Source organism: Nocardioides sp. (genome assembly GCF_036267815.1).
Classification (GTDB): Bacteria; Actinomycetota; Actinomycetes; order Propionibacteriales; family Nocardioidaceae; genus Nocardioides.
The window spans coordinates 250293-275000 of sequence record NZ_DATAVI010000035.1 but is presented as its reverse complement, the minus strand read 5'-3'; the positions used below and the strand labels follow the sequence as shown (position 1 = coordinate 275000).

Annotated in this window: 24 protein-coding genes and 1 tRNA gene; 9 read left to right on the top strand and 16 right to left on the bottom strand. The window is 70.6% G+C overall.

Features of this window, described 5'->3' with window-relative positions; genetic code table 11:
- The 10 genes from VHW64_RS06630 to dnaA form a co-directional block, all read right to left on the bottom strand.
- A partial coding sequence (locus VHW64_RS06630) for a hypothetical protein (protein WP_329649724.1) occupies positions 1–1334 on the bottom strand: 1334 nt, incomplete at its 3' end.
- Positions 1335–1416: 82 nt separating this feature from the next.
- A tRNA-Ile gene (locus VHW64_RS06625) sits at positions 1417–1493 on the bottom strand.
- 84 nt (positions 1494–1577) lie between these two features.
- Positions 1578–2330, bottom strand: a complete 753-nt coding sequence (locus VHW64_RS06620; RefSeq protein WP_329649723.1) for a DUF3566 domain-containing protein — start codon at positions 2328–2330, stop codon at positions 1578–1580.
- 6 nt (positions 2331–2336) lie between these two features.
- Positions 2337–5015 (bottom strand): DNA gyrase subunit A, encoded by a 2679-nt coding sequence (gene gyrA, locus VHW64_RS06615; protein WP_329649722.1) that lies wholly within the window; start codon positions 5013–5015, stop codon positions 2337–2339.
- Positions 5016–5067: 52 nt separating this feature from the next.
- A complete protein-coding gene (gene gyrB / locus VHW64_RS06610) occupies positions 5068–7221 on the bottom strand; it encodes a DNA topoisomerase (ATP-hydrolyzing) subunit B (protein ID WP_414690463.1) in 2154 nt (717 codons plus the stop codon).
- Positions 7222–7450: 229 nt separating this feature from the next.
- A complete protein-coding gene (locus VHW64_RS06605; RefSeq protein ID WP_329649721.1) occupies positions 7451–7996 on the bottom strand; it encodes a DUF721 domain-containing protein in 546 nt (181 codons plus the stop codon).
- Positions 7986–9143: a DNA replication/repair protein RecF gene (recF, locus tag VHW64_RS06600; RefSeq protein WP_329649720.1), complete on the bottom strand. Its 1158-nt coding sequence runs from the start codon at positions 9141–9143 to the stop codon at positions 7986–7988. Before recF ends, VHW64_RS06605 begins: the two co-directional genes overlap by 11 nt.
- A 15-nt stretch (positions 9144–9158) precedes the next feature.
- Complete coding sequence (gene gnd / locus VHW64_RS06595; RefSeq protein WP_329649719.1) at positions 9159–10070, bottom strand: phosphogluconate dehydrogenase (NAD(+)-dependent, decarboxylating); 912 nt, start codon at positions 10068–10070, stop codon at positions 9159–9161.
- 25 nt (positions 10071–10095) lie between these two features.
- Entirely contained in the window at positions 10096–11253 is a 1158-nt protein-coding gene (gene dnaN / locus VHW64_RS06590) for a DNA polymerase III subunit beta (RefSeq protein WP_329649718.1), read from the bottom strand.
- Positions 11254–11668: 415 nt separating this feature from the next.
- Positions 11669–13117, bottom strand: coding sequence for a chromosomal replication initiator protein DnaA (dnaA, locus tag VHW64_RS06585; RefSeq protein WP_329649717.1), 1449 nt, complete (start codon positions 13115–13117; stop codon positions 11669–11671).
- A 500-nt stretch (positions 13118–13617) separates the two neighbouring features.
- Here dnaA and rpmH point away from each other — a divergent pair, with 500 nt between their 5' ends.
- From rpmH to VHW64_RS06545, 8 genes are all read left to right on the top strand, one after another.
- Positions 13618–13755 (top strand): 50S ribosomal protein L34, encoded by a 138-nt coding sequence (gene rpmH, locus VHW64_RS06580; RefSeq protein WP_135267396.1) that lies wholly within the window; start codon positions 13618–13620, stop codon positions 13753–13755.
- Between the two features lie 75 nt (positions 13756–13830).
- Positions 13831–14205 carry a ribonuclease P protein component gene (rnpA, locus tag VHW64_RS06575; RefSeq protein WP_329649716.1) on the top strand — a complete coding sequence of 125 codons (375 nt, stop codon included), beginning with the start codon at positions 13831–13833 and terminating at the stop codon, positions 14203–14205.
- 6 nt (positions 14206–14211) lie between these two features.
- Complete coding sequence (gene yidD / locus VHW64_RS06570) at positions 14212–14448, top strand: membrane protein insertion efficiency factor YidD (RefSeq protein ID WP_329649715.1); 237 nt, start codon at positions 14212–14214, stop codon at positions 14446–14448.
- A 3-nt stretch (positions 14449–14451) separates the two neighbouring features.
- The gene (yidC, locus tag VHW64_RS06565) at positions 14452–15579 is read left to right on the top strand and encodes a membrane protein insertase YidC (protein WP_329649714.1); all 1128 of its coding nucleotides are present in this window, start codon (positions 14452–14454) and stop codon (positions 15577–15579) included.
- A gap of 89 nt (positions 15580–15668) precedes the next feature.
- Positions 15669–16205, top strand: a complete 537-nt coding sequence (locus VHW64_RS06560) for a protein jag (protein ID WP_414690465.1) — start codon at positions 15669–15671, stop codon at positions 16203–16205.
- Positions 16206–16302: 97 nt separating this feature from the next.
- Positions 16303–16944: a 16S rRNA (guanine(527)-N(7))-methyltransferase RsmG gene (gene rsmG, locus VHW64_RS06555; RefSeq protein WP_329649712.1), complete on the top strand. Its 642-nt coding sequence runs from the start codon at positions 16303–16305 to the stop codon at positions 16942–16944.
- Positions 16945–17219: 275 nt separating this feature from the next.
- A complete protein-coding gene (locus tag VHW64_RS06550; RefSeq protein WP_414690462.1) occupies positions 17220–18161 on the top strand; it encodes a ParA family protein in 942 nt (313 codons plus the stop codon).
- Positions 18158–19084, top strand: a complete 927-nt coding sequence (locus VHW64_RS06545; protein WP_329649711.1) for a ParB/RepB/Spo0J family partition protein — start codon at positions 18158–18160, stop codon at positions 19082–19084. The genes VHW64_RS06550 and VHW64_RS06545 overlap by 4 nt, the downstream gene beginning before the upstream one ends.
- Before the next feature lie 106 nt (positions 19085–19190).
- On the opposite strand, the gene VHW64_RS06540 is transcribed toward VHW64_RS06545, so the two are convergent.
- Complete coding sequence (locus VHW64_RS06540; RefSeq protein WP_329649710.1) at positions 19191–20405, bottom strand: pyridoxal phosphate-dependent aminotransferase; 1215 nt, start codon at positions 20403–20405, stop codon at positions 19191–19193.
- 56 nt (positions 20406–20461) lie between these two features.
- On the opposite strand from VHW64_RS06540, the gene VHW64_RS06535 reads away from it, so the two are divergent.
- Complete coding sequence (locus VHW64_RS06535; RefSeq protein WP_329649709.1) at positions 20462–21109, top strand: GNAT family N-acetyltransferase; 648 nt, start codon at positions 20462–20464, stop codon at positions 21107–21109.
- Here the strand turns inward: VHW64_RS06535 and VHW64_RS06530 are convergent.
- The 5 genes from VHW64_RS06530 to sigM all read right to left on the bottom strand — a co-directional run bounded on the left by VHW64_RS06530 (position 21003) and on the right by sigM (position 24707).
- Positions 21003–21599: a DUF2231 domain-containing protein gene (locus tag VHW64_RS06530; RefSeq protein ID WP_329649708.1), complete on the bottom strand. Its 597-nt coding sequence runs from the start codon at positions 21597–21599 to the stop codon at positions 21003–21005. The two genes, VHW64_RS06535 and VHW64_RS06530, sit on opposite strands and share 107 nt — an antisense overlap.
- 174 nt (positions 21600–21773) lie before the next feature.
- Positions 21774–22115, bottom strand: coding sequence for a thioredoxin (gene trxA, locus VHW64_RS06525; RefSeq protein ID WP_414690461.1), 342 nt, complete (start codon positions 22113–22115; stop codon positions 21774–21776).
- A 93-nt stretch (positions 22116–22208) separates the two neighbouring features.
- Positions 22209–23216, bottom strand: coding sequence for a thioredoxin-disulfide reductase (gene trxB, locus VHW64_RS06520; protein ID WP_329649731.1), 1008 nt, complete (start codon positions 23214–23216; stop codon positions 22209–22211).
- 94 nt (positions 23217–23310) lie between these two features.
- Positions 23311–23988 (bottom strand): hypothetical protein, encoded by a 678-nt coding sequence (locus VHW64_RS06515; protein WP_329649706.1) that lies wholly within the window; start codon positions 23986–23988, stop codon positions 23311–23313.
- Positions 23985–24707, bottom strand: a complete 723-nt coding sequence (sigM, locus tag VHW64_RS06510) for an RNA polymerase sigma factor SigM (protein ID WP_329649705.1) — start codon at positions 24705–24707, stop codon at positions 23985–23987. Before sigM ends, VHW64_RS06515 begins: the two co-directional genes overlap by 4 nt.
- Position 24708: the final 1 nt, after the last annotated feature.

The window sequence follows — 24708 nt, the reverse complement described above, 5'->3', positions numbered from 1 at the left end:
GTGACCACGGTGTAGCCGTCGGCCTTGAGGTAGGCGGCGTACGACTCGACGGGCTCGTAGTCCCAGTAGGGATCGCTCGGCTGGATGACGATGGTGCGGGCGTGCAGCTCGTCGGCCGCGTGCTCCACGTGGCTGATGGTGGCTTGGAACTGCGACGTGGTCGCCGCGTTCTTCTGGGCCACACTCCGGCCGTAGGCAGCGCCGACCGTCAAGGGCAGCGCCAGGACGACGGCCAGCAGCACGGTGAGCCGGCGCGCCTGGGGCGAGCGTCGAACAAGCCACCCCGCGTAGCCCCACAGCAGCACCATCGTGAGGACCAAGGGATACAGGTAGCGACCCTCGATGTCGCGAGCGGCGCCGGCGTTGAGGTAGATCTGCGGCAGCGCCAGCATCAGCACGCCAACCAGGACCAATGCGGCCGGCTTCATGTCTCGGGAGCCAGAGCTCTTCTGGAGCACGACGATCAGGCCCACCAGGATCGGCAGTGCCGCACCGACGGTCTCGTAGAGCGCGACGTGACCGAGAAAGCCGGCCACCGACCCGACGGTGTGCACCTGCGGATAGAGCGATCCGTACCTGTGGACCTTGAGCTCGATGGCGGTGAGGTCGACGAGGGCGGCGGCCCAGACCCCGCCCGCCACGGCCCAGTCCCGTCGGGTGAGCCGCGACCAGCCGAGGACGACCATGACCAGGCACAGGCCCGGGCCGACGGTGACGAAGCTCTCCTTCGCCAACCCTGCCAGCGCCAGCAGGAGATAGCCGGCCCACGCTTCGTGGGGCCGGGTTCGCCCGCGCAGAGCCGGGACCAGCACGAGCATGACCCCGGCCGCGGTCAACGGCATGGCGTAGGCCTCGTTCGGTCCCAGTCGGGTCCAGGTCTCGACCTGCGGGCCGCAGAACGGCAGCGCCGAGATCATCGCGGCCAGGACCGGGTGCAGCACCTTGCTGAGGACGACGTACAGACAGACGAGCGTGATCGTCGCCAGCAGGAGCCGGTCGACATACCACATCGTCGGATGGCGGCCCCACAGCGCTGCCTCGAGCGCCTGGCCGGTCCAGTAGAGGGGACGGAAGCGACCCACGGGCTCGGAGGTGAGGTTGCCGACGGTCGCCGGGAGGTGTGCCCAGGGCAGGCGTCCGCTCGGCGCGGTCATGTCGATGATCGCGTGGTCGTCAGCCATCCCGAACGGCGCCCGCAGGGTGGGCCACAGGGTCCACCACAGCCACCCGACCACGCCCACCAGGGGCAGCCACCAGGTACCTCGTGACGCCGGGCGCGGACGCACCGCTGCGCTGATGCGCGAGATCAGCTGCTGGCTCCCCGGAGTTGGCACGGTCGCAGCGTAAGGTTTTGCGTTCCGCCCGGCAGCGATACCGAGACATTCCCGCTCACGGATGGTTCCGAGATCGATCGAATGGTGGGCCTAACAGGACTTGAACCTGTGACCTCTTCCTTATCAGGGAAGCGCTCTAACCGTCTGAGCTATAGGCCCGGGAGTGGTCGGCAGACCGGTGCGAGACATTACCGCAGCCGCGAGAGGCCGACCGAATCGGTGGTCTCGGGGGTCGGGGCTCGCTCAGCTGTCCTCCGACAGGGTGACCTCGATGCCACCGAGCAGCGAGGCGGCCATGTTGTAGAGGAACGCCCCCAGCGTCGCGATCGCGGTGATCAAGATGACGTCGACGACCGAGACCAGCATGGTGAAGCCGAGGACCCGCGACATCCCGAGGTAGTCGCGGATGTCGAACGTCGAGACGTTGTTGCCGCTGGAGACGGTGTCCGAGACGGTGTTGTTGATCGAGGTCCACACCCCGGCGGCGTTCAGCACCGACCACACCAGGAAGACCGAGACCACGGTCACGATGCCGAAGGCGATCGAGAGCAGGAACGACACCTTCATCACCGACCACGGGTCGATCCTGCTCAGCCGCAGGCGCGCTCGCCGCGCGGTGCGCACCGGCGCAGGCGCCGCGCCGGTACGGCCTTTGGTCGCCGAGGGCCGGCCGACCTGGACGGGGGCCGTCGGCTCCGGCAGCGATGAGTCGGGGACGGGCGGCGCGGTGCGCGTCTGCGGCTCGGGGGCGAGGACCGGGGCAGGGGCTGCGGCAGCGGCCTCGGCGGTGGAGTGGTCCTCGCGCAGCTCGGGTGGCATCGGCGGGAGCACTCGGGCGGACTCGCGGGACGGAGCCGGGCTACGACGCTCGGCGGATGCGGCGGTGATCCGTCGCTGGAGGCGCTCGGCCAGCGGGACTCGCGTGGTGTCGTGACGGTCTCCGCGCTGGTCGGGGCGCGTCTGGACAGGGGTCTGCTCGGCAGAGCGCTCTGTCATCAGCCCTCACTCTCCTGGATCGACTGCGGGTCCGGCCTCGGACTCCGACGACACCGGGGAAGACGTCGTCTCGCTCTCGATTGTTGCATCCGGTGCCACATCCGGCGATTCTCCGTCCGTCGCCGCGACGTCCGAGGCTTCCTCGAGCACCTCGTCCGGCGACTCGACCGAACGGGTGACCACCGCCACGGCGTCTCCCTCCTTCGGCGTCACGAACTTCACGCCCATCGTGGCGCGTCCGGTCGCCCGGAAGTCTTCGTTGATCGGGCTGCGAACAACCTGACCACCTTGGGTGATGGACAGGATCTCGTCGCCGTCGACCACGATGAAGGCGCCGACCAGACCACCGCGGTCCTCGTTCGCCAGCGACATCGTCTTGATCCCGAGGCCACCGCGCGACTGCTGGCGGTAGTCGGTGATCCGCGAGCGCTTCGCGAAGCCCCCGTCGGTCATCGTGAACACGTACTGCGGCTTGACCGCGGCGAGAGCCTCGGCCGCGACCTGCTCGGCGCGGAACACCGACATCGAGAGCACCTCGTCGCCGGTGCGGAACTTCATCCCGGTCACCCCCGACGTCGCGCGGCCCATCGGTCGCAGCTGGGTGTCGTCGGCCGGGAACCGGATCGACTGACCCTTGCGCGAGACCAACAGGATGTCGTCGTCGGGCGAGACCAGCTCGGCGCCGATCAGCTCGTCGTCGTCCTCGCGGAAGTTGATCGCGATGACCCCGGCCTGGCGCGGGGAGTTGTAGTCGCCGAGCCGGGTCTTCTTGACCAGGCCGTTGCGGGTGGCGAGCACGAGGTACGGCGCCTGGTCGTAGTCGCGGATCGCCAGCACCTGGGCGATGTCCTCGTCGGGCTGGAAGCTCAACAGGCCCGCGACGTGACCGCCCTTGGCGTCGCGCGAGGCCTCCGGCAGGTTGTAGGCCTTGGTGCGGTAGACCCGCCCGGCAGTGGTGAAGAACAGCAGCCAGTGGTGGTTGGTCGTGGCGATGAAGTGCTGGACCACGTCGTCACCGCGCAAGGTCGCGCCGCGCACGCCCTTCCCGCCGCGCTTCTGCGTGCGGTACTGGTCGGCGCGGGTGCGCTTGGCGTAGCCGCCGCGGGTGATGGAGACGACGAGCTCCTCGTCGGGGATCAGGTCCTCCATCGAGAGGTCGCCGTCGGCGGCGATGATCTGGGTACGCCGGTCGTCGCCGAACTTCTCGACGATCTCGGCGAGCTCCTCGGAGACGATCGAGCGCTGACGCGGGACGTTGGCCAAGATGTCTCGGAGATCGGCGATGGTCAGCTCGATCTCGGCCAGCTCGTCGATCGTCTTCTGCCGTTGGAGGGCGGCCAGCGCACGCAGCTGCATGTCGAGGATGGCCGTCGCCTGGATCTCGTCGATCTCGAGCAGCCCCATCAGCCCCTGCCGGGCCTCGGCGACATCGGGCGAGCGCCGGATCAGGGCGATCACCTCGTCCAGCATGTCGAGGGCCTTGACCAGCGCGCGCAGGATGTGGGCGCGCTCCTCGGCGCGCCGCAAGCGGTGCTCGGTGCGCCGCCGGATGACGTCGATCTGGTGCTCGACCCAGTTGCTGATGAACTGGTCGACCGACAGGGTGCGCGGCACGCCGTCGACCAGCGCCAGCATGTTGGCGCTGAAGTTGGTCTGGAGCTCGGTGTGCTTGAACAGGTTGTTGAGCACCACACGGGCCACCGCGTCGCGCTTGAGGACCACCACGAGCCGCTGACCGGTGCGGGAGGAGGTGTCGTCACGCACCTCGGCGATGCCCTGGACCCGGCCGGAGTCGGCGAGCTCGGCGATCTTCAGCGCGAGGTTGTCGGGGTTGACCATGTAGGGCAGCTCGGAGATCACCAGCGTGGTGCGGCCCCGGGCGTCCTCGTCGATCTCGACGACGGCCCGCTGCTGGATCGAGCCGCGACCCGTGCGGTAGGCCTGCTCGATGCCCTGGCGGCCCACGATCAGCGCACCCATCGGGAAGTCGGGGCCCTTGATCCGCTCGATCAGGGCGTCCTGGAGCTCCTCTCGCGAGGCGTCGGGATGCTCCAGCGCCCACAGCGCGCCATCGGCCACCTCACGGAGGTTGTGCGGCGGGATGTTGGTGGCCATGCCCACGGCGATGCCCGCCGAGCCGTTGACCAGCAGGTTGGGGAAGCGGGCCGGCAGGATCGCCGGCTCCTCGGAGCGGCCGTCGTAGTTGGGACCGAAGTCGACGGTCTCCTCGTCGATGCCCCGGACCATCTCCATGGCCAGCGGCGCCATCCGGCACTCGGTGTACCGCATCGCGGCGGCGGGGTCGTTGCCGGCCGAGCCGAAGTTGCCCTGGCCGTGGATCAGCGGAGCCCGCATCACCCAGGGCTGGGCGAGCCGGACCAGGGTGTCGTAGATCGCGCTGTCGCCGTGGGGGTGGTACTGACCCATCACGTCGCCGACGACGCGGGAGCACTTGGAGTACCCGCGGTCGGGCCGGTAGCCGCCGTCGTACATCGCGTAGAGCACGCGCCGGTGCACCGGCTTCAGCCCGTCGCGCACCTCCGGCAGGGCCCGACCCACGATGACCGCCATCGCGTAGTCGATGTAGCTGCGCTGCATCGACTCCTGGAGGTCGATCGGCTCGACGCGACCACCGCCGTCACCGCCGGCGCCGCCGCTGATCAGGTTGCTCGGGGTCTCGGTCATTCTGAGGCTCTCTACCCTTGTCTAGTCTTGGCGTTAGATCGTCGTATCCGGGCTAGATGTCGAGGAACCGGACGTCCTTGGCGTTGCGCTGGATGAAGCTGCGCCGCTGCTCGACGTCCTCGCCCATCAGGATCGAGAAGATCTCGTCGGCCCTGGCGGCGTCCTCGAGGGTGACCTGGAGCAGGATCCGCGCCGACGGGTCCATCGTCGTCTCCCACAGCTCGTCGGCGTTCATCTCGCCGAGGCCCTTGTAGCGCTGGACGGGGTTCTCCTTCGGCAGCTTCTTGCCCTGGGCCTTGCCGTCCCTCATCAGGGCGTCGCGCTCGGTGTCGGAGTAGACGAACTCGTGCTCGTTGGGCTTGTTCCAGCGGAGCCGGTAGAGCGGGGGCTGGGCCATGTAGACGAAGCCGTGCTCGATCAGCGGCTTCATGAACCGGAACAGCAGCGTGAGCAGGAGCGTGTTGATGTGGTGACCGTCGACGTCGGCGTCGGCCATCAGCACGACCTTGTGGTAGCGCAGCTTGTCGAGGGTGAACTCCTCGTGGATGCCGGTGCCGAGCGCGGAGATGATCGACTGGACCTCGGTGTTGGCCAGCACCTTGTCGATGCGGGCCTTCTCGACGTTCAGGATCTTGCCGCGGATCGGGAGGATGGCCTGGATGCGCGGGTCGCGGCCCTGCTTGGCCGACCCGCCGGCCGAGTCGCCCTCGACGACGAAGACCTCGCACTCCTCGGGGTTGGTCGACTGGCAGTCGGCCAGCTTGCCGGGAAGGCCGCCACCGCCCAGCAGGCCCTTGCGGCCCCGGGCGAGGTCGCGCGCCTTGCGAGCGGCGATGCGGGCGCTGGCCGCGGCCTGCGACTTGCGGACGATGTCCTTGCCCTCGCTGGGGTTCTCCTCGAGCCAGGCACCGAGCCGGTCGTTGACGACCCGCTGGACGAAGCCCTTGGCCTCGGTGTTGCCCAGCTTGGACTTCGTCTGGCCCTCGAACTGCGCGTCGGTGAGCTTGATCGAGATGATCGCGGTCAGGCCCTCCCGGATGTCGTCACCGGAGACGCGGTCCTCGCGCTTCTTGATCAGCCCCCACTCCTCGCCCCAGTGGTTGACCAGGGAGGTCAGGGCCGCACGGAAGCCCTCCTCGTGGGTGCCTCCCTCGGGGGTGTTGATCGTGTTGGCGAAGGTGTGCACCGACTCGTTGAAGCTGGTGTTCCACTGCATCGCGACCTCGAGGCTGAGGTCCTGCGTGCCCCCCTGCGCGCCGGCCGCCTGCTCGGCCTCGAAGGAGATGATCGAGGGGTTGGCCGGCGTCTTGCGCTTGTTGAGGTAGTCGACGTAGTCGACCAGACCACGGTCGTAGCGGAAGGTCTGCTCGATGCCGCCGCCCTGGCCCTGGTGGATCGCGTCGGCACCGGACTCGTCGATCTCGCTCGGCACGGTGTCGTCGCGCACCGCCTCGAGCACCTCCTCCGCGACGGGCCGCTCGTCGCGGACGACGATCTCCAGACCCTTGTTGAGGAAGGCGTACTCGCGCATGCGGGCGGCGATCGTCTCCAAGGAGTACGTCGTGGTCTCGAAGACGTCGGACGAGGCCCAGAACGTGACCGTCGTGCCGGTGCGCTCGTCCGGCTCGAGCTCGCGGAGGTCCTCCAGGTCGCCCTCGGGCACGCCGACGCTGAAGCTCTGCCGCCACTCGTGGCCACGGTTGCGCACGTCGACCACGAGCCGCGACGACAGCGCGTTGACGACCGAGACGCCGACCCCGTGCAGACCGCCGGAGACCTTGTACCCGCCGCCGCCGAACTTGCCTCCGGCGTGCAGGACGGTCAGCACCGTCGTCACCGCCGGCAGCTCCTGGCCCTCGGCGGTGTCGGTGGGGATCCCGCGGCCGTTGTCCTCGACCCGGATGGCGCCGTCGGCCAGCAGGGTCACGACGACCCGGTCGCAGTACCCGGCCAGCGACTCGTCGACCGCGTTGTTCACGATCTCCCAGACCAGGTGGTGCAGGCCGCGCTCGCCGGTCGACCCGATGTACATGCCCGGGCGCTTGCGGACCGCCTCCAGCCCCTCGAGCACCGTGATCGCGGACGCGTCGTACTCCACGCCGTTGGGCGGCTCGGGCAGGACTGCGGCGGTCGGGCGAGGCGTGGTGGACTCGGTCGTGGACTGCTCGGGAGCCTCGCTCACACGCACCTCTTCGGCTGGGGCCACGCAGGCCTGACAGGGAACAGGCCGCGCAGCAGTTCAGCTCGCGGCCTACGGATCCATACTAGCCCTTCAGGGCCCGTCTTCCACGTTGCGGTCCCCAGCCGGGGGGTGTCTGTGGATGAAAATCGGCCCCACACGGCTCGCTAACCCGGCTGGGAGCGCCCAGCGGGGGGTCGGACGGGTCCCTATACGTCCGCCCGGGCCGCAGATCGGCATATCAGGGCGCCCGTGCTCATCCGTAGGTGTCGCGCGGCCCGCGTCCGTCGCGGACCGACCTGGGGCCGTGCTTCCACGACGGCGCGTGCGGCCCGAGCACCTCGATGACCACGACCGTGCCGTGCCCGAGGTCGTCGTTGAGCCGGCGTACGACGGCGGGTGCCAGCAGCTTCAGCTGGGTCGCCCACGCCGTCGAGTCGGCGCGCACGACGAGCTTGCCGTCGGCGAAGGACTCGGCGCGGCTGTGCGCTCCGACCTCGGCCCCGACCAGCTCCGGCCAGCGGGCGAACATCGCGGCGACCTTGAGGTCGACCTGCCAGCCGTGGTCGTCGACCACGCGGGTCAGCGCGATGTCGAGCGTCTGCGGGTCTCGGTCGTCCGGGTGGGCCCCGGAGAGCCGGCCGGCCCCCGGCGCCCGGCGCGCGCTGCGGCGTACGGCGGCCTTCCGCCTCGGTGTGGACCGGGCGGTGACCCGGGCCAGGGTGCGGGCCAGGTCGAGGCCGTCGGCGGGGCGGTCGGCCCCGGTCTCCTCCGGCGGCGCCTGCTCGTCGTCAGCGGTCACGGGTCACCTCGCCCCCGGCGACGACGTAGCGGCTGCCGGCCAGCTTCTCCGGCACGTCGGCCGCGACCGCTGCGGTGACCAGGACCTGCTCGGCGCCGGCGACCAGCTCGGCCAGCTGCCCGCGACGCTCGGAGTCGAGCTCGGCGAAGACGTCGTCGAGGATCAGGATCGGGTCGTCGCCGTCGGCGCGCAGCAGGTCGTACGACGCGAGCCGAAGCGCCAGCGCGAACGACCAGGACTCGCCGTGCGAGGCGTAGCCGCGGACCGGCAGCCGGTGCCCCGAGGGTGCGCCGTCGCCGAGCGTCAGGAGCAGCTCGTCGCGATGCGGGCCGACCAGCGAGACCCCCCGGTCGAGCTCGTCCCCACGCCGGCGCTCGAGCTCGGCCAGGATCCGCTGGCCGAGGTCGGACCGGTCCGTCAGCCCCTGGATCTCCAGGCTCGGCTGGTAGTCGAGCCCGGCGTCGTCGCTGGTGGCGCCCCGGGCGACGGTGGCGTAGGCGTTCCCGACGTGGGGGCGCAGCTCGGCGACCAGGCGCAGCCGCTCGGCCAGGATCTCGGCCCCGGTGCGGGCGAGGTGGGCGTCCCAGACGCCGAGCGTCGACGAGGCGTCACCGGCTCCGGAGGAGCCTCGTCGCGCGTTCCCGGCCGTCTTGAGCAGGGAGTTGCGCTGCCGGAGCACGCGCTCGTAGTCCTGGCGCACGCCGGCCAGTCGCGGCGTACGCATGACGAGTAGGTCGTCGAGGAAGGCACGCCGTCCCGCCGGGTCGCCCTTGACCAGCGCGAGGTCGTCCGGCGCGAAGACCACCGCGCGCAGCAGGCCGATCAGCTCGCGGGCCCGCGGCAGCTCCGCGCGGTTGACACGGGCGCGGTTGGAGCGCCCGGGGTTGATCTCGACCTCGAGCACCGCCTCGCGTCCGTCACGCACGACGGCGGCCCGCACCAGCGCCCGCTCGGCCCCGGCCCTGACCAGCGGCGCGTCGCTGGCCACGCGATGAGAGGCCAGCCGCGAGAGGTAGTCGACGGCCTCGACCAGGTTGGTCTTGCCCTGGCCGTTGCGTCCGATGAACGCCGTGGCGCCGGGCTCGAGGGACACCTCGGCGTGGGCGTAGGAGCGGAAGTCGGCCAGCGAGAGGTGCGCGACGTACACCGGGCTCAGCCAGGCTCAGCCGGTGGGCGAGGCGTCGCCGCCAGGAGGCGCCTCGGTGCGCACGGCATGTCCGCCGAACTGGTTGCGCATCGCGGCGACCGCCTTCATCGCCGGGCTGTCGTCCTGCTGGGAGACGAAGCGCGCGAACAGGGAGGCCGCGATCGCGGGCATCGCCACGGCGTTGTCGATCGCCGCCTCGACCGTCCACCGGCCCTCCCCGGAGTCGGCGGCGTAGCCGGCGATCTTGTCGAGGTGGGCATCCTCCTCGAGCGCCGCGACGAGCAGGTCGAGCAGCCAGGACCGGATCACCGTGCCCTCGCGCCACGACTGGAAGACCTCGGTGACGTTCTCCACCATCTCGACCTTGTCGAGCAGCTCCCAGCCCTCGGCATAGGCCTGCATGATGGCGTACTCGATGCCGTTGTGGACCATCTTGGAGAAGTGGCCCGCACCGGGGGCGCTGCCCGCGTGCACGAAGCCGAACTCGCCCTCCGGCTTGAGCGCGTCGAACGCGGGCTGCACCTTCGCGACGTTGTCGTCGGAGCCCCCGCACATCAGGGCGTAGCCGTTCTTCAGACCCCAGACACCGCCGGACACACCGCAGTCGACGAAGCCGACGCCCTTGGCGGCCAGCAGCTCGGCGTTGACCTGGTCGTCGGTCCACTTCGAGTTGCCGCCGTCGACCACGAGGTCGCCCTCGCCGAGCAGGTCGCCGAGCTCCTTGACCGTGTCGCGGGTCGGGTCGCCGGCAGGGACCATCACCCACACGACCTTGGGGCTGGGGAGCTGACCGACCATGTCGGCCAGCGTGGTGGCGTCGGAGACGTCGGGGTTGCGGTCGTAGCCGACGACGGTGTGGCCGGCGTTGCGCAGGCGGGTGCGCATGTTGCCGCCCATCTTGCCGAGGCCTACGAGTCCGAGTTCCATGCGAACGCTCCTCCAGGAGTGGGGGTCAGGAGAGCAGGCGGCGCGGCATCAGGAGGTACCGGAAGCCGGTGTCCCTCGTCGAGGCGCCCGTGGGGTCACTGTCACCCATCGAACCACTGATGACAACAGGCTTGGTCGACACGGTGAAGGCGAGGTCGACCTCGGCCTCGTCGATGACCTGGAGGCCGTCGAGCAGGAACTGCGGGTTGAAGCCCGTCGTGATGTCCTCGCCGTTGATCGCCGCCTCGATCGACTCGCTGGCCTGGGCCTCGTCGCCGGACCCGGCGTCGAGGGTGAGCGTGCCGTCGGAGAAGGCCAGCTGGACCGCGGTGTTGCGCTCGGCCACCAGGGCCACGCGCTTGAGCGACTCGACCAGGGCTGCCTTGTCGACCGTGGCGACCGTCTGGTGCTCGCTGGGGAACAGGCTGCGCACCTTGGGGAACTCGCCGTCCAGGAGCCGGGTCGTCGTACGCCGGGTGCCACCGGCCGCGGAGCCCTCGAAGCCGATGATCCCCTCGCCGCTGCCGCCCGAGGACAGGGCGATCGTCACCTCGCTGCCGGCGGTCAGGGAGCGGGCGGTGTCACCCAGGACCCGCGCGGGGACCAGCGCCGCGACCGACTCGTCGGGGTTGTGCGGCTGCCACTCGAGCTCGCGCTGGGAGAGCCGGAAGCGGTCGGTGGCCAGCATGCTGATCGAGGAGCCGGAGATCTCGATCCTGACGCCGGTGAGCACCGGGAGCATGTCGTCGCGACCTGCCGCGGTGACGGCCTGCTGCACGGCGTGCGCGAAGAGCTCGCTGTCGACCGTGCCGGTCGCGGTCGGCATCTGGGGAAGGCTGGGGTAGTCCTCGACCGGGAGCGTCTGGAGGCTGAACCGGGCCGAGCCGCAGGTCAGGGCGACGCGCGTGCCCTCGAGCACCATCTCGACCGGCTTCGCGGGCAGGCTTCGGCAGATGTCGGACAGGAGTCGTCCGCTCACCAAGACGGTGCCCTCGTCGGAGACCTCCGCGCTCAGCGTCGCCCGAGCCGACGTCTCGTAGTCGAACGTCGACAGCACGAGGCCGTCGTCGCTGGCCTGGATGAGCAGGCCGGAGAGCACCGGGACGCTCGGACGGACCGGGAGGCTGCGCGCCGCCCAGGCGACGGCATCCGCGAGTACGTCGCGGTCGACGCGGAACTTCACTTCGGGTTCCTTCGACGGGGCTCGAGGACGGAACGGTCGTCGGACCGCACCGAGGCAATGGTGGACTGTGCATCCTGCCACGCGCCCACCCCACGCGGGAGTGGAGGCCTGAATGTGCCGGTCATCCCCAGGTCGGACGGATGTCGGGGGTTGCCGAGGATCGAGTCCCAGGTAGAGGTGAGTGGCAGTCGTAGCATCGGTGGAAACTGTGGAGGACGCCCATCACCGCAGGTCATCACGGGAATTCCCGTCCACAGGGCCTGTGCGCTCACCCGTGCGTTGCGAAGCGTGCCTGTGGTCGGACGACATCGAGGGAGCCCGACGCCAGAGGTCGTGCACAGGGGTTGTGGACGACGCGCCGGACGGACGCACAGGGTGGCCCACATCTTCCACGCGTGTCATTCGCAGGGGCCGCTCAGGCCGACCGGGCCTGGAGCTTCACGCGGTTGGTGAGCTCGCTGACCTGGTTGAACACGGCGCGGCGCTCGGCGAGGAGCTGGTTGATCTTGCGATCGGCATACATCACCGTGGTGTGGTCGCGGTTGCCGAACTGCGCGCCGATCTTGGGCAGGGACAGGTCGGTGAGCTCGCGGCACAGGTACATCGCGATCTGCCGGGCCATCACGAGATGCCGACCGCGGCTGGGTCCGGTCAGCTCCTCGATCGAGAGCCCGAAGTACGCCGCGGTCTGGGCGATGATCAGGGCCGCGGTGATCTCGGGCTCGCCACCCTCGGGGATCAGGTCCTTGAGAACGATCTCGGCCAGCGTCATGTCGACCTCCTGGCGGTTGAGGTTGGCGAAGGCCGTGACCCGGATCAGCGCGCCCTCGAGCTCGCGGATGTTGGTCTGGATCTTGCTGGCGATGAACTCCAGGACGTCGGCGGGGGCCGAGAGCCGGTCCATGGCGGCCTTCTTGCGCAAGATCGCGATCCGGGTCTCGAGGTCGGGGGGCTGCACGTCGGTGATCAGGCCCCACTCGAAGCGGTTGCGCAGGCGGTCCTCCAGGGCTTCGAGCCGCTTGGGTGCCCGGTCGGAGGTGAGCACGATCTGCTTGTTGGCGTTGTGGAGCGTGTTGAACGTGTGGAAGAACTCCTCCTGCGTCTGGGTCTTGCCCTCCAGGAACTGGATGTCGTCGATCAGGAGCACGTCGACGTCCCGGTAGCGCCGCTTGAAGCGGTCCTGCCGGTCGTCGCGGATCGCGTTGATGAACTCGTTGGTGAACTCCTCGCTCGAGACGTAGCGCACCTTGGCGCCGTTGTAGAGCGAGCGCACGTAGTGGCCGATCGCGTGCAGCAGGTGGGTCTTGCCCAGGCCGGAGTCGCCGTAGACCAGCAGTGGGTTGTAGGCCTTGCCCGGCGCTTCCGCCACGGCCACCGCAGCGGCGTGGGGGAAGCGGTTGGAGGAGCCGATGACGAACGTCTCGAACGCGTACTTCGGGTTCAGCCGCGTCTCGCCGGTCGCCGCGCGGATCGGCTCGCGGGCCACCGGGACGTCCGGGGCGACATGGAGATCTGTCGCTGAGTCGATGGATGGACTTGTCGACTCTTCGACGACGACCGGCATGGCGACACGCTCGGAGAGCGCCGGGTTGACGGTGACCGCGAGCCGGATCTCACGGCCGAAGCTCTCGGTCAGGGCGTCCTCGAGCTGTCCGCGCAGGCGGCCCTCGAGCTGGGTGCGCGTGAAGTCGTCGGCGACGGCGATGATCGCGGTGTTCCCGTGCCACCCGGTGGGTTCGCTGACCCGCACCCAGGCCTGCTGGTTGGGCTGGAGCTCCTCGATGACACGCTGCCAGGCGGCGGCGAGGTCGGCGTCGTTGTCCACAGGTAGTCCCGCTCTCTGCTGATCGCACGTGTGCGGCATCGGTTCCACAGGTTTGTCCACACCTTGTGAACGCGGCTGTCGCCTTGTGGAAACAGCCGGCCGAGACATTCACGACCGACCGGCAGGGACCGAATCACCGCAGGTCAGGCGCCCCTCGGAGGAGGGAGGCCGACGGAGTCGGAGCACTGCGGGGAAGGGCCGAGGCGAACGCGGGGAAACTCGACGAGGTCCGAACATAACGCCGCCGGGACACCCCGGGCAAGGCGCTATCCACAGGTCGCCAGGCCTGGGTCGCGGCCTGATTTGACCTGCTGGATCGGCCGCGCGTACCGTTTCTCGGTCACCCGGTGTCGACGGGTGCCGCATGTCCATGCTCCCTCCTTCCGCACCGGACGCCGGGGGCGCGTGGACGGGCGGTGCCGGTCGAGGCCTCGAGAGCCACGTAGGGCTCTTCGGGTTTCGATCAGGCCCGTCCGGTTTCATCGGGCGACCAGACCGGAGCACCGGCGTGAACGTCCCTGACCCATCGGAGATAACTCGTGAGCAAGCGGACCTACCAGCCGAACAACCGCCGACGCCACAAGGTGCACGGATTCCGGCTGCGCATGCGCACTCGCGCCGGCCGTTCCATCCTGTCTGCGCGTCGCCGCAAGGGTCGCAAGAGTCTGGCCGTCTGATCCGCCCGGCCCGGCCCCGATCTTGTCGGCCCGCTGTCGTCGGCCCGTGCTCGTCGACTCCGTGCACCCACGCCCGTGCTAGCCGCTGCCCAACGACTCACGCGCGGTGAGGACTTCCGTCGCGTCTCGCGCCGAGGACGGCGCGGCAGCAGCGGCACGCTCGTGGTGCACCTGCTCGCCGGCGGACCCGCGGCGTCGTCCGCCGGCGCGCGCGCGGGGTTCGTGGTCGGCCGTGCCGTCGGTCCGTCGGTGCTGCGGCACCTCGTCCAGCGCCGGCTACGACACCTGTGTCGCGACCGGCTGGCCGCGCTCCCGCCCGGCAGCGAGCTCGTCGTGCGCGCCCTCCCGGGGGCCGCGCACGCGTCGTACCCGGAACTCGCCGCGGACCTCGACCGTTGTCTGGAGCGAGCCCTGGCCGATCGCGGCCGCGGGCCGGGGACGGTGAGCTGACCAGCGATGCGCTATCTGCTGATCGGCCTGCTTCGGGCCTACCGGGTGCTCATCAGCCCCCTCTACGGCCAGGTGTGCCGCTACCACCCCTCGTGCTCGGCGTACGCCCTGGAGGCGGTCACGGAGTACGGCGCCGTGCGCGGCTGCTGGCTGGCCCTGCGTCGACTGCTTCGCTGTCACCCCTGGGCCGCCGGGGGCTACGACCCCGTCCCTCGTCGCACCTCCACCACGCAAGGAGCCTGATCCGTGGGATTCCTCGGCACCATCGGCCACCTCATCCTCACCCCGCTGTACTACGCGGTCTCGGCGGTCCTGCTCGGATGGCACTGGGTGCTCAGCCTCGTCCTGCCGGCCGACGGCGGCGCGTCGTGGGTGCTGTCGATCATCGGCCTGACCGTCGTCGTGCGGGCGGCGCTGATCCCGCTGTTCGTCAAGCAGATCAACGCGAGCCGGAACATGCAGCTGATCCAGCCGAAGGTCAAGGAGCTACAGAAGAAGTACGGCCACGACCGGGAGAAGCTGGCCCAGGAGACGATGGCGCTGTACCGCGAGAGCGGGACCAACCCGTTCGCCTCGTGTCTACCGCTGCTCGTGCAGTCGCCGATCTTCATCGCGCTGTTCCGGCTGCTCGACCAGGCCTACAAGCACGGCTCGACCAACGGTCTCCTCACGGCCTCGCAGGCGGCCAGCCTGGGTCACGCCGAGCTGTTCGGTCACATCCCGATCTCGGCGACGTTCCTCAAGCACCAGGGACTCGCGAGCGTGCAGATCCTGGCGGCGTTCCTGGTGGTGGCGATGACCATCACGACGTTCACCACCCAGCGGCAGCTGATGACCAAGAACATGCCGAAGGACGCGATGAGCGGCCAGTACGCCCAGCAGCAGAAGACGCTGCTGTACGTCCTGCCGCTCGTCTTCGCCGTCGGCGGTGTCGCCTTCCCGATCGGCGTCCTCTTCTACTGGACCACGACCAACTTGTGGACGATGGGCCAGCAGTTCTACGTGATCCGGCGCAACCCGGCGCCCGGCACCCCGGCGTTCGAGGCCAAGCAGAGGCGCGATCGAGCCAAGGGTCACGCGGTCGCGGAGCCCGAGACCGGCGCGACGCCCGAGGTGCCGGAGGAGCCGGAGCCGCCGCGCCAGCCGCGCCAGCAGCCCAAGCGCCAGTCGAAGCAGCAGCGGAAGCGGTCCAGCGGCGGAGGCAAGCCCGGGGGCGCCGATCCGGGCAAGACGGACGGCAAGAGCGACGGCAAGAGCGACGGCAAGAGCGACGGCAAGGGCGACGGCAAGAGCGACGGCAAGAGCGACGGCAAGGACCAGGACAAACCCGATGCCGAGGACGACGACGGCACGAGCGAGGGAAAGACGGCATGAGCGACACGGAGTTCACGGAGAGCGTCGAGAGCACGGAGGGCGCGGAGACAGACGACGCGCAGGACGGCGTCGACGACGAGGCGGCGGTCATGGAGCTCGAGGGAGGCGCGCAGGATGAGCAGGCCCCTGGCGAGGAGCCGTCCGACGCTACGCCCTCCGGGGGTTCGCTGGAGGACCAGCTCGAGCGTGAGGGCGACATCGCCGCGGACTACCTCGAGGAGCTGCTGGACATCGCCGATCTGGACGGCGACCTCGACATGGATGTCGAGAGCGACCGTGCGCTGGTCTCGATCGTCGGCGCCGACCTCCAGCAGCTGGTCGGTGACCAGGGCCGAGTGCTGGACGCTCTCCAGGAGTTGACGCGGCTCGCGGTGTACCGCGAGACCGGCGAGCGTTCGCGGCTGATGCTTGACGTCTCGGGCCACCGGGCGGCGAGGCGGCTCGAGCTCGAGGAGCTGGCTGCCGCCACGGTTGCGGGAGTGAAGGAGACCGGCGAGCGCGCGGCGCTGCGCGCCATGTCGCCCTTCGAGCGGAAGGTCGTCCACGACGCGGTCGCTGCCGCGGGGCTCGTCTCGGAGTCCGAGGGCGTGGAGCCGCGTCGGTACGTGGTGGTCCTCCCTGCCTGACGGCGGCGCCCGCGGGTGGGATTCCGGCGAGGTTTCACGTGAAACATCTTCACGTGGAACATGGCCGGCTCCCGATCGCGCGGTTGCCGTGCAGCTCGTGCCTGCGGAGCGGCTGACGCTGCTCGAGAGGTACGGCGGTCTGCTCGCGTCCGACGGCATCACGAGAGGGCTGATCGGCCCCCGGGAGGTGCCGCGGCTGTGGGAGCGGCACCTCCTGAACTGCGCGCTGCTGGCGCCGTTGATCGGCGACGGCGCATCCGTCGCCGACCTGGGCTCGGGCGCCGGGCTCCCCGGGATGGTGCTGGCGATCGCCCGGCCGGACCTGCGGATCACCCTGGTCGAGCCGATGGCCCGACGGGTGGAGTTCCTGGAGGAGGTTCGCGCCGAGCTCGGCCTGGACGTCCGCGTGGTGCGGGCCAGGGCCGAGCAGTGGGAGGGGCCGGCAGCCTTCGACGTGGTCACGGCCCGGGCGCTCGCACCGCTGGCGAGGCTGCTGGCCTGGGGCATGCCGCTGGTGGCCTCCGGCGGATGCCTCTTGGCGATGAAGGGCTCCTCGGCGGCCGATGAGATCGCGGCCGCGCAGTCGGAGCTGACCCGCCGGCGCGCGGGGGCGGAGCTGGTGACATCGTCGGTCTCGGGCTGCCAGCCGATCACGGTCGTCCGAGTGGTCCGCGAGACCGGATCGGGGATAGGTTGGCGCTCGGAGAGCGCCCGTCGACATCGAAGGGAACGCGCGTGAGTCAGGACTCCACCGCGGGGGCGGTGCGCGAGACGGTGACCGGGCTCGGGTGGCCGGAGGGCGGCTCGACCGATCCGGAGTTTTCCACCGGGCTGGGGTGGCCGGCTGAGCGTGAGCATCCACAGGTTGCCCCCAGTTATCCACAGGCGGCTGTGGGTGAGCCGGACCAGGAGGTCGAGGATGTTTCACGTGAAACACCGGAGACCGTTTCACGTGAAACGGCTCAGCCGAGCGCAGTTGCCACTGGGACCACCGACGCGATTGCGCATGCACGCGTGATCCGAACAGCCGGTGAGATCGCCAGCAGCGGCCCCGTGCTCGACGACGAGAGCACCCCCTTGGCGCGCATGGTGGAGGACACCATCCGCGCCCGCAAGGAGGCCGCGAACCGTCCGCCCATGCCTCGCCCGCACTCGACCCGGGTCCTCGTCGTGGCGAACCAGAAGGGCGGCGTCGGCAAGACGACCACGACGGTGAACATCGCGGCCGCTCTGGCTCAGCTGGGCCAGAGCGTGCTCGTCATCGACCTGGACCCCCAGGGCAACGCCTCCACAGCGTTCGGCATCGACCACCAGCGGGGCGCCCCCTCGACGTACGACGCGCTCGTCGACGGCGAGAGCCTGGCGGACCTCAGCTCACCGGTGGCGGACCTGCCACGACTCGACGTCGTGCCGGCGACGATCGACCTGGCGGGTGCCGAGATCGAGCTGGTCAGCGTCGTCGCCCGGGAGAACCGCCTCCGACGAGCGATCAACGCTCACCCGAGAGTCGGCAGCGCCGAGGCCGCAGGAGACGACCGCTACGACTACGTCTTCGTCGACTGCCCGCCCTCCCTGGGGCTGCTCACCCTGAACGCCTTGGTGGCAGGGGACGAGATGCTGATCCCGATCCAGGCGGAGTACTACGCGCTCGAGGGGCTTGGCCAGCTGCTGGAGACCGTCGAGATGGTCAAGGCCCACCTGAACCCGGGTCTCGTCGTCTCCACGATCGTGGTCACCATGTACGACGCGCGCACCAGGTTGGCCTCGGGGGTCGCCCAGGAGGTCCGCGAGCACTTCGGCGACCAGGTCCTGAAGACCTCGATCCCGCGATCGGTCCGGGTCTCCGAGGCGCCGTCGTACGGCCAGACCGTGATGACCTACGACCCCGCATCCTCCGGCGCCCTCTCCTATCTGGAGGCGGCGAAGGAGATGGCGGAGAGGGGTGCTCCGCGATGACCCAGGACAAGCAGCGCCGCGGGCTCGGCCGCGGTTTGGGCTCGTTGATCCCCACCGCCCCCGACATGCCGTCCGGCGGCGGGGTCGCGACCGACGTGCTGCCCGCGCCGGCGGGTGCCTACTTCGCGGACCTGCCGATCGACCAGGTCGCGCCCAACCAGGTGCAGCCACGCCAGGTCTTCGACGAGGACGCGATGGCCGAGCTCGTCCACTCGATCATGGAGGTGGGACTCCTCCAGCCGGTGGTGGTCCGGCAGACGGGCGAGGACGCCTACGAGCTGGTGATGGGCGAGCGCCGCTGGCGCGCCGCACAGAAGGCCGGCCTGGAGAAGATCCCGGCGATCGTGCGGCAGACCGATGACGCCGACATGCTGCGCGACGCCCTCCTGGAGAACCTCCACCGGTCAGCGCTGAACCCGCTGGAGGAGGCGGCCGCCTACCAGCAGCTGCTCGAGGACTTCTCCTGCACGCACGACGAGCTGGCCTCGCGCATCGGACGCTCACGCCCGCAGATCAGCAACACCATCCGGCTGCTGAAGCTCTCACCGGCAGTTCAGCGACGGGTTGCCGCCGGGGTCATCTCCGCAGGGCACGCCAGGTCGCTGCTCGGCGTCGAGGACCCCGAGCAGCAGGACCGGCTGGCAGCGCGCGTGGTCTCCGAGGGGATCAGCGTGCGGGGCCTCGAGGAGCTGGTGGCCGTCGGAGAGACCGGCTCGAAGGAGGCGCCAGCACGCCGTCGCCGCCCGACGGCGCCGGGCCTCCAAGACATCGCCGAGCGGCTCTCGGACCGACTCGAGACGCGGGTCAAGGTCGACCTAGGTCAGCGCAAGGGGCGGATCACCGTGGAGTTCGCCTCCCTGGACGACCTGCGGCGGATCGTCGACGTGATGGACCCGCGCAACCGGACCGACCGACCCATCTGAGCCCCGCCCATCTGAGCCCCGCCCATCGGAGCCCCCGACGGTGCGGCGGGATGGTGAGGACCAGTTGTATCGCTTTATCGACAAAGCGATACGTCGAGATGTCGCCTCAGCGTCTGCCCGCGAGGAAGTGCGCGATCCGGCCGATCGCCTCCTCCAGGACCTCGACGTCGGGGAGGGTGACGAGCCGGAAGTGGTCGGGCTCGAACCAGTTGAACCCGGTGCCGTGGGTGACCAGGATCCGCTCCGCACGCAGGAGGTCGATCACGAAGGCCTCGTCGTCGTCGATGGGGTACACCTGCGGGTCGAGCCGGGGGAAGCAGTAGAGCGCGCCGCGGGGTCGCACCGAGCTCACGCCCGGGATCGCGTTGAGCAGCCTGTCCGCGAGCATCGTCTGCTCGTGGAAGCGCCCGCCGGGCGCGACGAGATCCTCGACCGACTGGTAGCCCCCGAGCGCGGTCTGGATGGCGTGCTGCGCGGGGACGTTCGCACACATCCGCATGTTGGCGACCAGCGTGAGGCCCTCGAGGAAGTCGGTGGCGAGCTCGCGAGGACCCGAGATCATCACCCAGCCGGCTCGATAGCCGCACACCCGGTAGGCCTTGGACAGGCCGGAGAAGGTCAGGCAGAGCACGTCGTCGCCCGCGAAGGTGGCTGCATGGTGGTGCACTGCGTCGTCGTAGAGGATCTTCTCGTAGATCTCGTCCGCCATCACGACCAGGTCGTATCGGCGCGCGATGTCGACCAGCCCGCGCACCGTGGCCGCGCTGTACACGGCACCGGTGGGGTTGTTGGGGTTGATGATGACGATGGCGTGGGTGTGTTCGGTGATCTTCGCCTCGACATCGGCCAGGTCGGGGTCCCAGCCGTCGGTCTCGTCGCAGCGGTAGTGCACGGGGGTGCCACCCGACAAGGTGACGGCTCCGGTCCACAGCGGGTAGTCCGGCGCCGGCACGAGGATCTCGTTGCCGTCGTCGACGAACGCCTGGAGCACCATCGAGATCAGCTCCGAGACGCCGTTGCCGATGTAGACGTCGTCGACGGTCACCTCGCGCAGGCCGCGCTCCTGGTAGTAGTGAGCCACCGCGGTGCGCGCGGGGTAGATGCCCTGGGAGTCGCTGTAGCCCTGCGCCTCGGGTAGGTGGTGGACCATGTCGGCGACGATCGCGTCCGGCGCCTCGAACCCGAACGGTGCCGGGTTGCCGATGTTCAGCTTGAGGATCCGATGGCCCTCGGCCTCCAGCCGCTGTGCCTCGACCAGGATCGGCCCCCGGACGTCGTAGCGGACGTGTTGGAGCTTCTTGCTCTGACGGATACGGCGCACCGGCTCATCCTCCCAGGCCGCAGGCGGGCCATGCCGGCCGCGCCTACCATGGACACATGTCGCGCAAGGTCGTCCGGATGACGCTGGACCATCTGGCCGAGCTGGACGCACCCTGCCGCGAGTGCGTCTTCTGGGAGCTCGATCCCGTTCGGCGCCAGCGCGTCGAGGAGCCGGCCGCCGAGAAGGAGGCCTGGATGTCCGCGGTCCTGCGCGACTGGGGCTCCTGCGGTCGGGTGATGATGGTCGACGACCGCGCGGTGGGCTACGTGCTCTATGCCCCGCCTGCCTACCTGCCGGGCGCCGGCGCCTTCCCCACGGCTCCGGTCTCCTCCGACGCCGTCCTGCTCTCCGCGGTGTACGTCGAGCCGGCGGCGCGGGGCGGCGGGCTGGGTCGGATGCTCGTCCAGGGGATGGCCCGCGACCTCATCCAGCGCGGCGGCGTGGCCGCGGTCGAGGCGTTCGGTGACACCCGGGGCCCGGGGCGTCCCGGGGTGCGCACGTGCGTGACACCGGTGGACTTCCTGTCCAGTGTCGGCTTCAAGACCCAGCGCGCCCATGCCACGACGCCGCGGATGCGGATGGACCTGCGGACGGCGCTCAGCTGGAGGGACGAGCTCGAAGGAGCCCTGGACCGGCTGCTGGGGGCCGTGCGGCCGGCGCCCAAGACGTCCGCGGACCACCCACGGACCACGACCCGCTCCTGATCGCAGCGGAATCTCGCCCGGACCTGCCCCAGACCGCCCTCGCACCGGCGTCGCCGGTGAGGACGACGAGCACCAGCACGGCCACCGAGGCCAGCGGCACCAGGACCGTCACCGGCCAGGCCAGCAGCCGGACGCCGCCCCGGTGGTCCCTGTCCGGGAGCGGGTTGTCGTGAGGCAATGCCCACCACGCCAGCACCACCAGCCCCGCCAGCACCCACGTCGCGGCCTGGAGGAGCCCGGCGTCGTGCTCGTGGGTGCGGATCAGTGCGGTGTTCTCATGCAGGTGAGCCTTGAGCTGGTCACCGGTCATCGCCGCCAGCTGGACGGCGCCCGCCGCCACCAGCGAGACCACCGCGGCGGGATTGCGTGTCTGCCAGCGCCGCGCCGGCCACACGGCGTACGCCGTGGCCAGCGCGGCAGCCAGGGGCACGAGCACGACGGCCGCGTGCACCACGAGCGGATGGGCCGGGATCCCATGGACGGTGATCATGGGCAGGACACTAGGAACGCTCCCCTGACGGATACCTGACCGCCGGCACCCGGGGTCTGACCGGCTTGGGCCGAGGTGGGCAGCGTTGCCTAGCGTGGGCGGCTGGCGAGCAAGCTCGCTACGCCGTTCGCTGCGGTGCTCAGGGGCCGCTTCGCGGGCCCTGAGCGTCCTCGCTCAGGCGATGAACTCCTCGAGCTCGCGCAGCAGCGCGGACTTCGGCTTGGCGCCGACGATGGACTTCACGACCTCACCGCCCTGGTAGACGTTGAGGGTCGGGATGCCGGTCACCCGGTAGGACGACGGCACGACCGGGTTCTCGTCGACGTTCATCTGCACGAACGTGATCTTGTCGCCGTGCTCGCTGGCGAGCTCGTCGAGGATCGGGGCCACCTGACGACACGGCCCGCACCACTCGGCCCAGAAGTCGACCAGGACCGGCTTGTCGGACTTCAGCACGGTGGCCTCGAAGTCGGCGTCGGTGACGGCAGAGAGGTTGCCCACGGGAGTTCCTTCCATTCGTTCGTTCGGCGGCCCTCCGGGCCGCTCGACGAGTCAACATCATGCCGCCGACGGATGTTCCCCCGGCGCAGGCGCGGCGGGGGAGCGGCGTCAGACCGTGGCGACGGCCGGCTCGCCCGTCGCAGCGGTGGCCGCGGCGTGGTCCAGGTCGGCGAGGTAGCGCTCGGCGTCCAGCGCCGCGGCACATCCCGTGCCGGCGGCAGTGACCGCCTGCCGGTAGTGGTGGTCGACCAGGTCGCCGCAGGCGAACACGCCGGGCAGGTTCGTCTCGGTCGCCGGGTGGGCGGCCACGACGTACCCGTCGTCGTCCAGGTCGACCTGGCCCTCGAGCAGCTCCGAGCGCGGGTCGTGGCCGATCGCGATGAACAGGCCGGTGACCGGCAGCTCGCTCTCCGAGCCGTCGACCGTGCTCCGCACGGTGACCGACTCGAGCCGGTCGTCGCCGTTGACGGCGGCGACCTCGGAGTCCCACAGGAACTCCAGCTTGGGGTCGGCGAACGCGCGCTCCTGCATGATCTTGGAGGCCCGCAGCTCGCCGCGACGGTGGATCATCGTGACCTTGCTGCCGAACCGCGTCAGGAACGTCGCCTCCTCGACCGCTGAGTCCCCACCGCCGACGACCGCGATGTGCTGGTCGCGGAAGAAGAAGCCGTCACAGGTGGCGCACCACGAGACACCGCGCCCGGAGAGCTCCTCCTCGCGCGGCAGCCCGAGCTTGCGGTAGGCCGAGCCGGTCGCCAGGATCACCGCGCGTGCGCGAAAGCTCCCGGTCGCCGTGCGGACGGTCTTGATGTCGCCGGTCAGCTCCATGGACACCACGTCGTCGGGCACCAGCTCGGCACCGAAGCGCTCGGCCTGGGCGCGCATCTCGTCCATCAGCGCGGGACCCATGATGCCGTCGCGGAACCCGGGGAAGTTCTCCACCTCGGTGGTGTTCATCAGCGCGCCCCCGGCGGTGACGGAGCCCTCGAAGACGAGCGGGTGCAGCGACGCGCGCGCGGCGTACACCGCGGCGGTGTATCCCGCCGGTCCGGACCCCACGACGATCACGTCGCGGACGTCGCCGTCCGCGGGTGTGGAACGAGTGGACTGCGTCATGAGCTGCTCCCAGCTGCCGGTCGAGCTCTGGTCGGCCACCGGCGGGGTTGTCGACCACTGTCTAGAACGCATCGTAGGCGAGCGGGATTCCCGGTCAGTGCCCCCGCAGGGTCGTGGAGCGCACCGGCTCACCCTGGCCGCAGAGGTAGAGGTCCACGACCTGCCGGCCGCCCTCGGCACGGTGGTAGACCAGCGCCGCCCGCGCGTGGCGGTACTCTGCGGGCACGACGTGGGCGGCGGCGCCCGGGTCGGCGCACGCGGTGCTCCGCGGCGAGGCGAGCTGGTCGGCGTAGGCGAGCCGGTCTCGCGCCTCGCGAGCGTCGTCGGCGAAGTGATGAGGGCGGACCAGCACCCTGCCGTCGAGCAGCCGGAGGCCCGTCCTGCCGTCGGTCGCCCCGGTCGCCCCCGGGGTTGCCTTCTGGCTCTGCGGACGTGGGGACGCCGGCGCGTTGTCCATGGTGCTGCCGGCGGTGCCGCCCGAGGGCGAGGCGCCGTGCAGCGAGATGTGGGGCGCGATCACGAAGGCCGCGACGACAGCCGCCGCCGCGGTGAGCCACCCCGCCACGGCACGGCGTCGGCGACGGGACCCGATCGGGACGACGGACGCTCCGCCGTCGCCCCTTGGACGCTCGGCCAACCCGGCGAGCACGTCGTCCAACCGGGCTGCCACGTCGGCGGGCATCGGCTCGTCGTGCCGAGCCTCGGCCAGGAGGCGGCGGACGTCGGCGATCTCGGGTGCGTCCGGCCCGTCGGGCGCGGGGTCGTCGGTCATGGGACACCTCCTTCGTCGGCGTGGGCTGGGCGGTCGCCCGGGATGACGCCGGGAGGGGCGTCGGGGGCGACCCGGGTGGGACGCGCGGACCCGGAGGCCGGTTCCTGGTGAGCCGGGTGGCCCGGCGTTGCGTCACCGTCGGCGAGCCGGGCGCGGAGCAGCTGCGCCAGCCGCTCCCGGCCGCGCGAGCAGCGCGACTTCACCGTGCCCTCGGCGCACTCCAGCATTGCCGCGACCTCGGCGACCGAATGGCCCTCCATGTCGACCAGCACCAGCGCGGCCCGCTGCTCGGCGGGCAGCACGGCGAGGGCGGCGAGCAGTGCGCGACGTCGGTCGGCCGCGACCGCCGCGGCCTCGGGGTCGTCGTGCGCGCCGGCGGCGGCGGCGACCGAGCCCCGGCCGCTCTGCTCGTCGAGGTCGTCCGGCAGTGGCTCGGCGCGGCGTACCTTGGCGGCCCGGATGCGATCCAGGCAGGCGTTGACCACCACGCGGTGCAGCCAGGTGGTGACCGCGGCGTCGCCGCGGAAGCTCCCGGCCCGCCGGTACGCCGACACCAGGGCGTCCTGGAGCCCGTCGGCCGCGTCGTGCGGGTTGCCCATCGTGCGCAGGGCCACCGCCCAGAGCCGGTCGCGGTGGCGGGCGAAGAGCAGGCCGAACGCGTCGGGGTCACCGGCGACGTGCGCGGCCAGGAGCTCGGCGTCGCTGGCCTCCTCGCTCACG

What these genes read in the sequence shown, in the direction of transcription:
- VHW64_RS06620 (WP_329649723.1), bottom strand. Translation starts at nt 2,330, where the DNA reads ATGACAGAGCGCTCTGCCGAGCAGACCCCTGTCCAGACGCGCCCCGAC.
- gyrA (WP_329649722.1), bottom strand. Translation starts at nt 5,015, where the DNA reads ATGACCGAGACCCCGAGCAACCTGATCAGCGGCGGCGCCGGCGGTGAC.
- gnd (WP_329649719.1), bottom strand. Translation starts at nt 10,070, where the DNA reads ATGGAACTCGGACTCGTAGGCCTCGGCAAGATGGGCGGCAACATGCGC.
- dnaA (WP_329649717.1), bottom strand. Translation starts at nt 13,117, where the DNA reads ATGCCGCACACGTGCGATCAGCAGAGAGCGGGACTACCTGTGGACAAC.
- yidD (WP_329649715.1), top strand. Translation starts at nt 14,212, where the DNA reads ATGCGCTATCTGCTGATCGGCCTGCTTCGGGCCTACCGGGTGCTCATC.
- VHW64_RS06560 (WP_414690465.1), top strand. Translation starts at nt 15,669, where the DNA reads ATGGAGCTCGAGGGAGGCGCGCAGGATGAGCAGGCCCCTGGCGAGGAG.
- VHW64_RS06545 (WP_329649711.1), top strand. Translation starts at nt 18,158, where the DNA reads ATGACCCAGGACAAGCAGCGCCGCGGGCTCGGCCGCGGTTTGGGCTCG.
- VHW64_RS06535 (WP_329649709.1), top strand. Translation starts at nt 20,462, where the DNA reads ATGTCGCGCAAGGTCGTCCGGATGACGCTGGACCATCTGGCCGAGCTG.
- VHW64_RS06530 (WP_329649708.1), bottom strand. Translation starts at nt 21,599, where the DNA reads ATGATCACCGTCCATGGGATCCCGGCCCATCCGCTCGTGGTGCACGCG.
- trxA (WP_414690461.1), bottom strand. Translation starts at nt 22,115, where the DNA reads ATGGAAGGAACTCCCGTGGGCAACCTCTCTGCCGTCACCGACGCCGAC.
- trxB (WP_329649731.1), bottom strand. Translation starts at nt 23,216, where the DNA reads ATGACGCAGTCCACTCGTTCCACACCCGCGGACGGCGACGTCCGCGAC.
- VHW64_RS06515 (WP_329649706.1), bottom strand. Translation starts at nt 23,988, where the DNA reads ATGACCGACGACCCCGCGCCCGACGGGCCGGACGCACCCGAGATCGCC.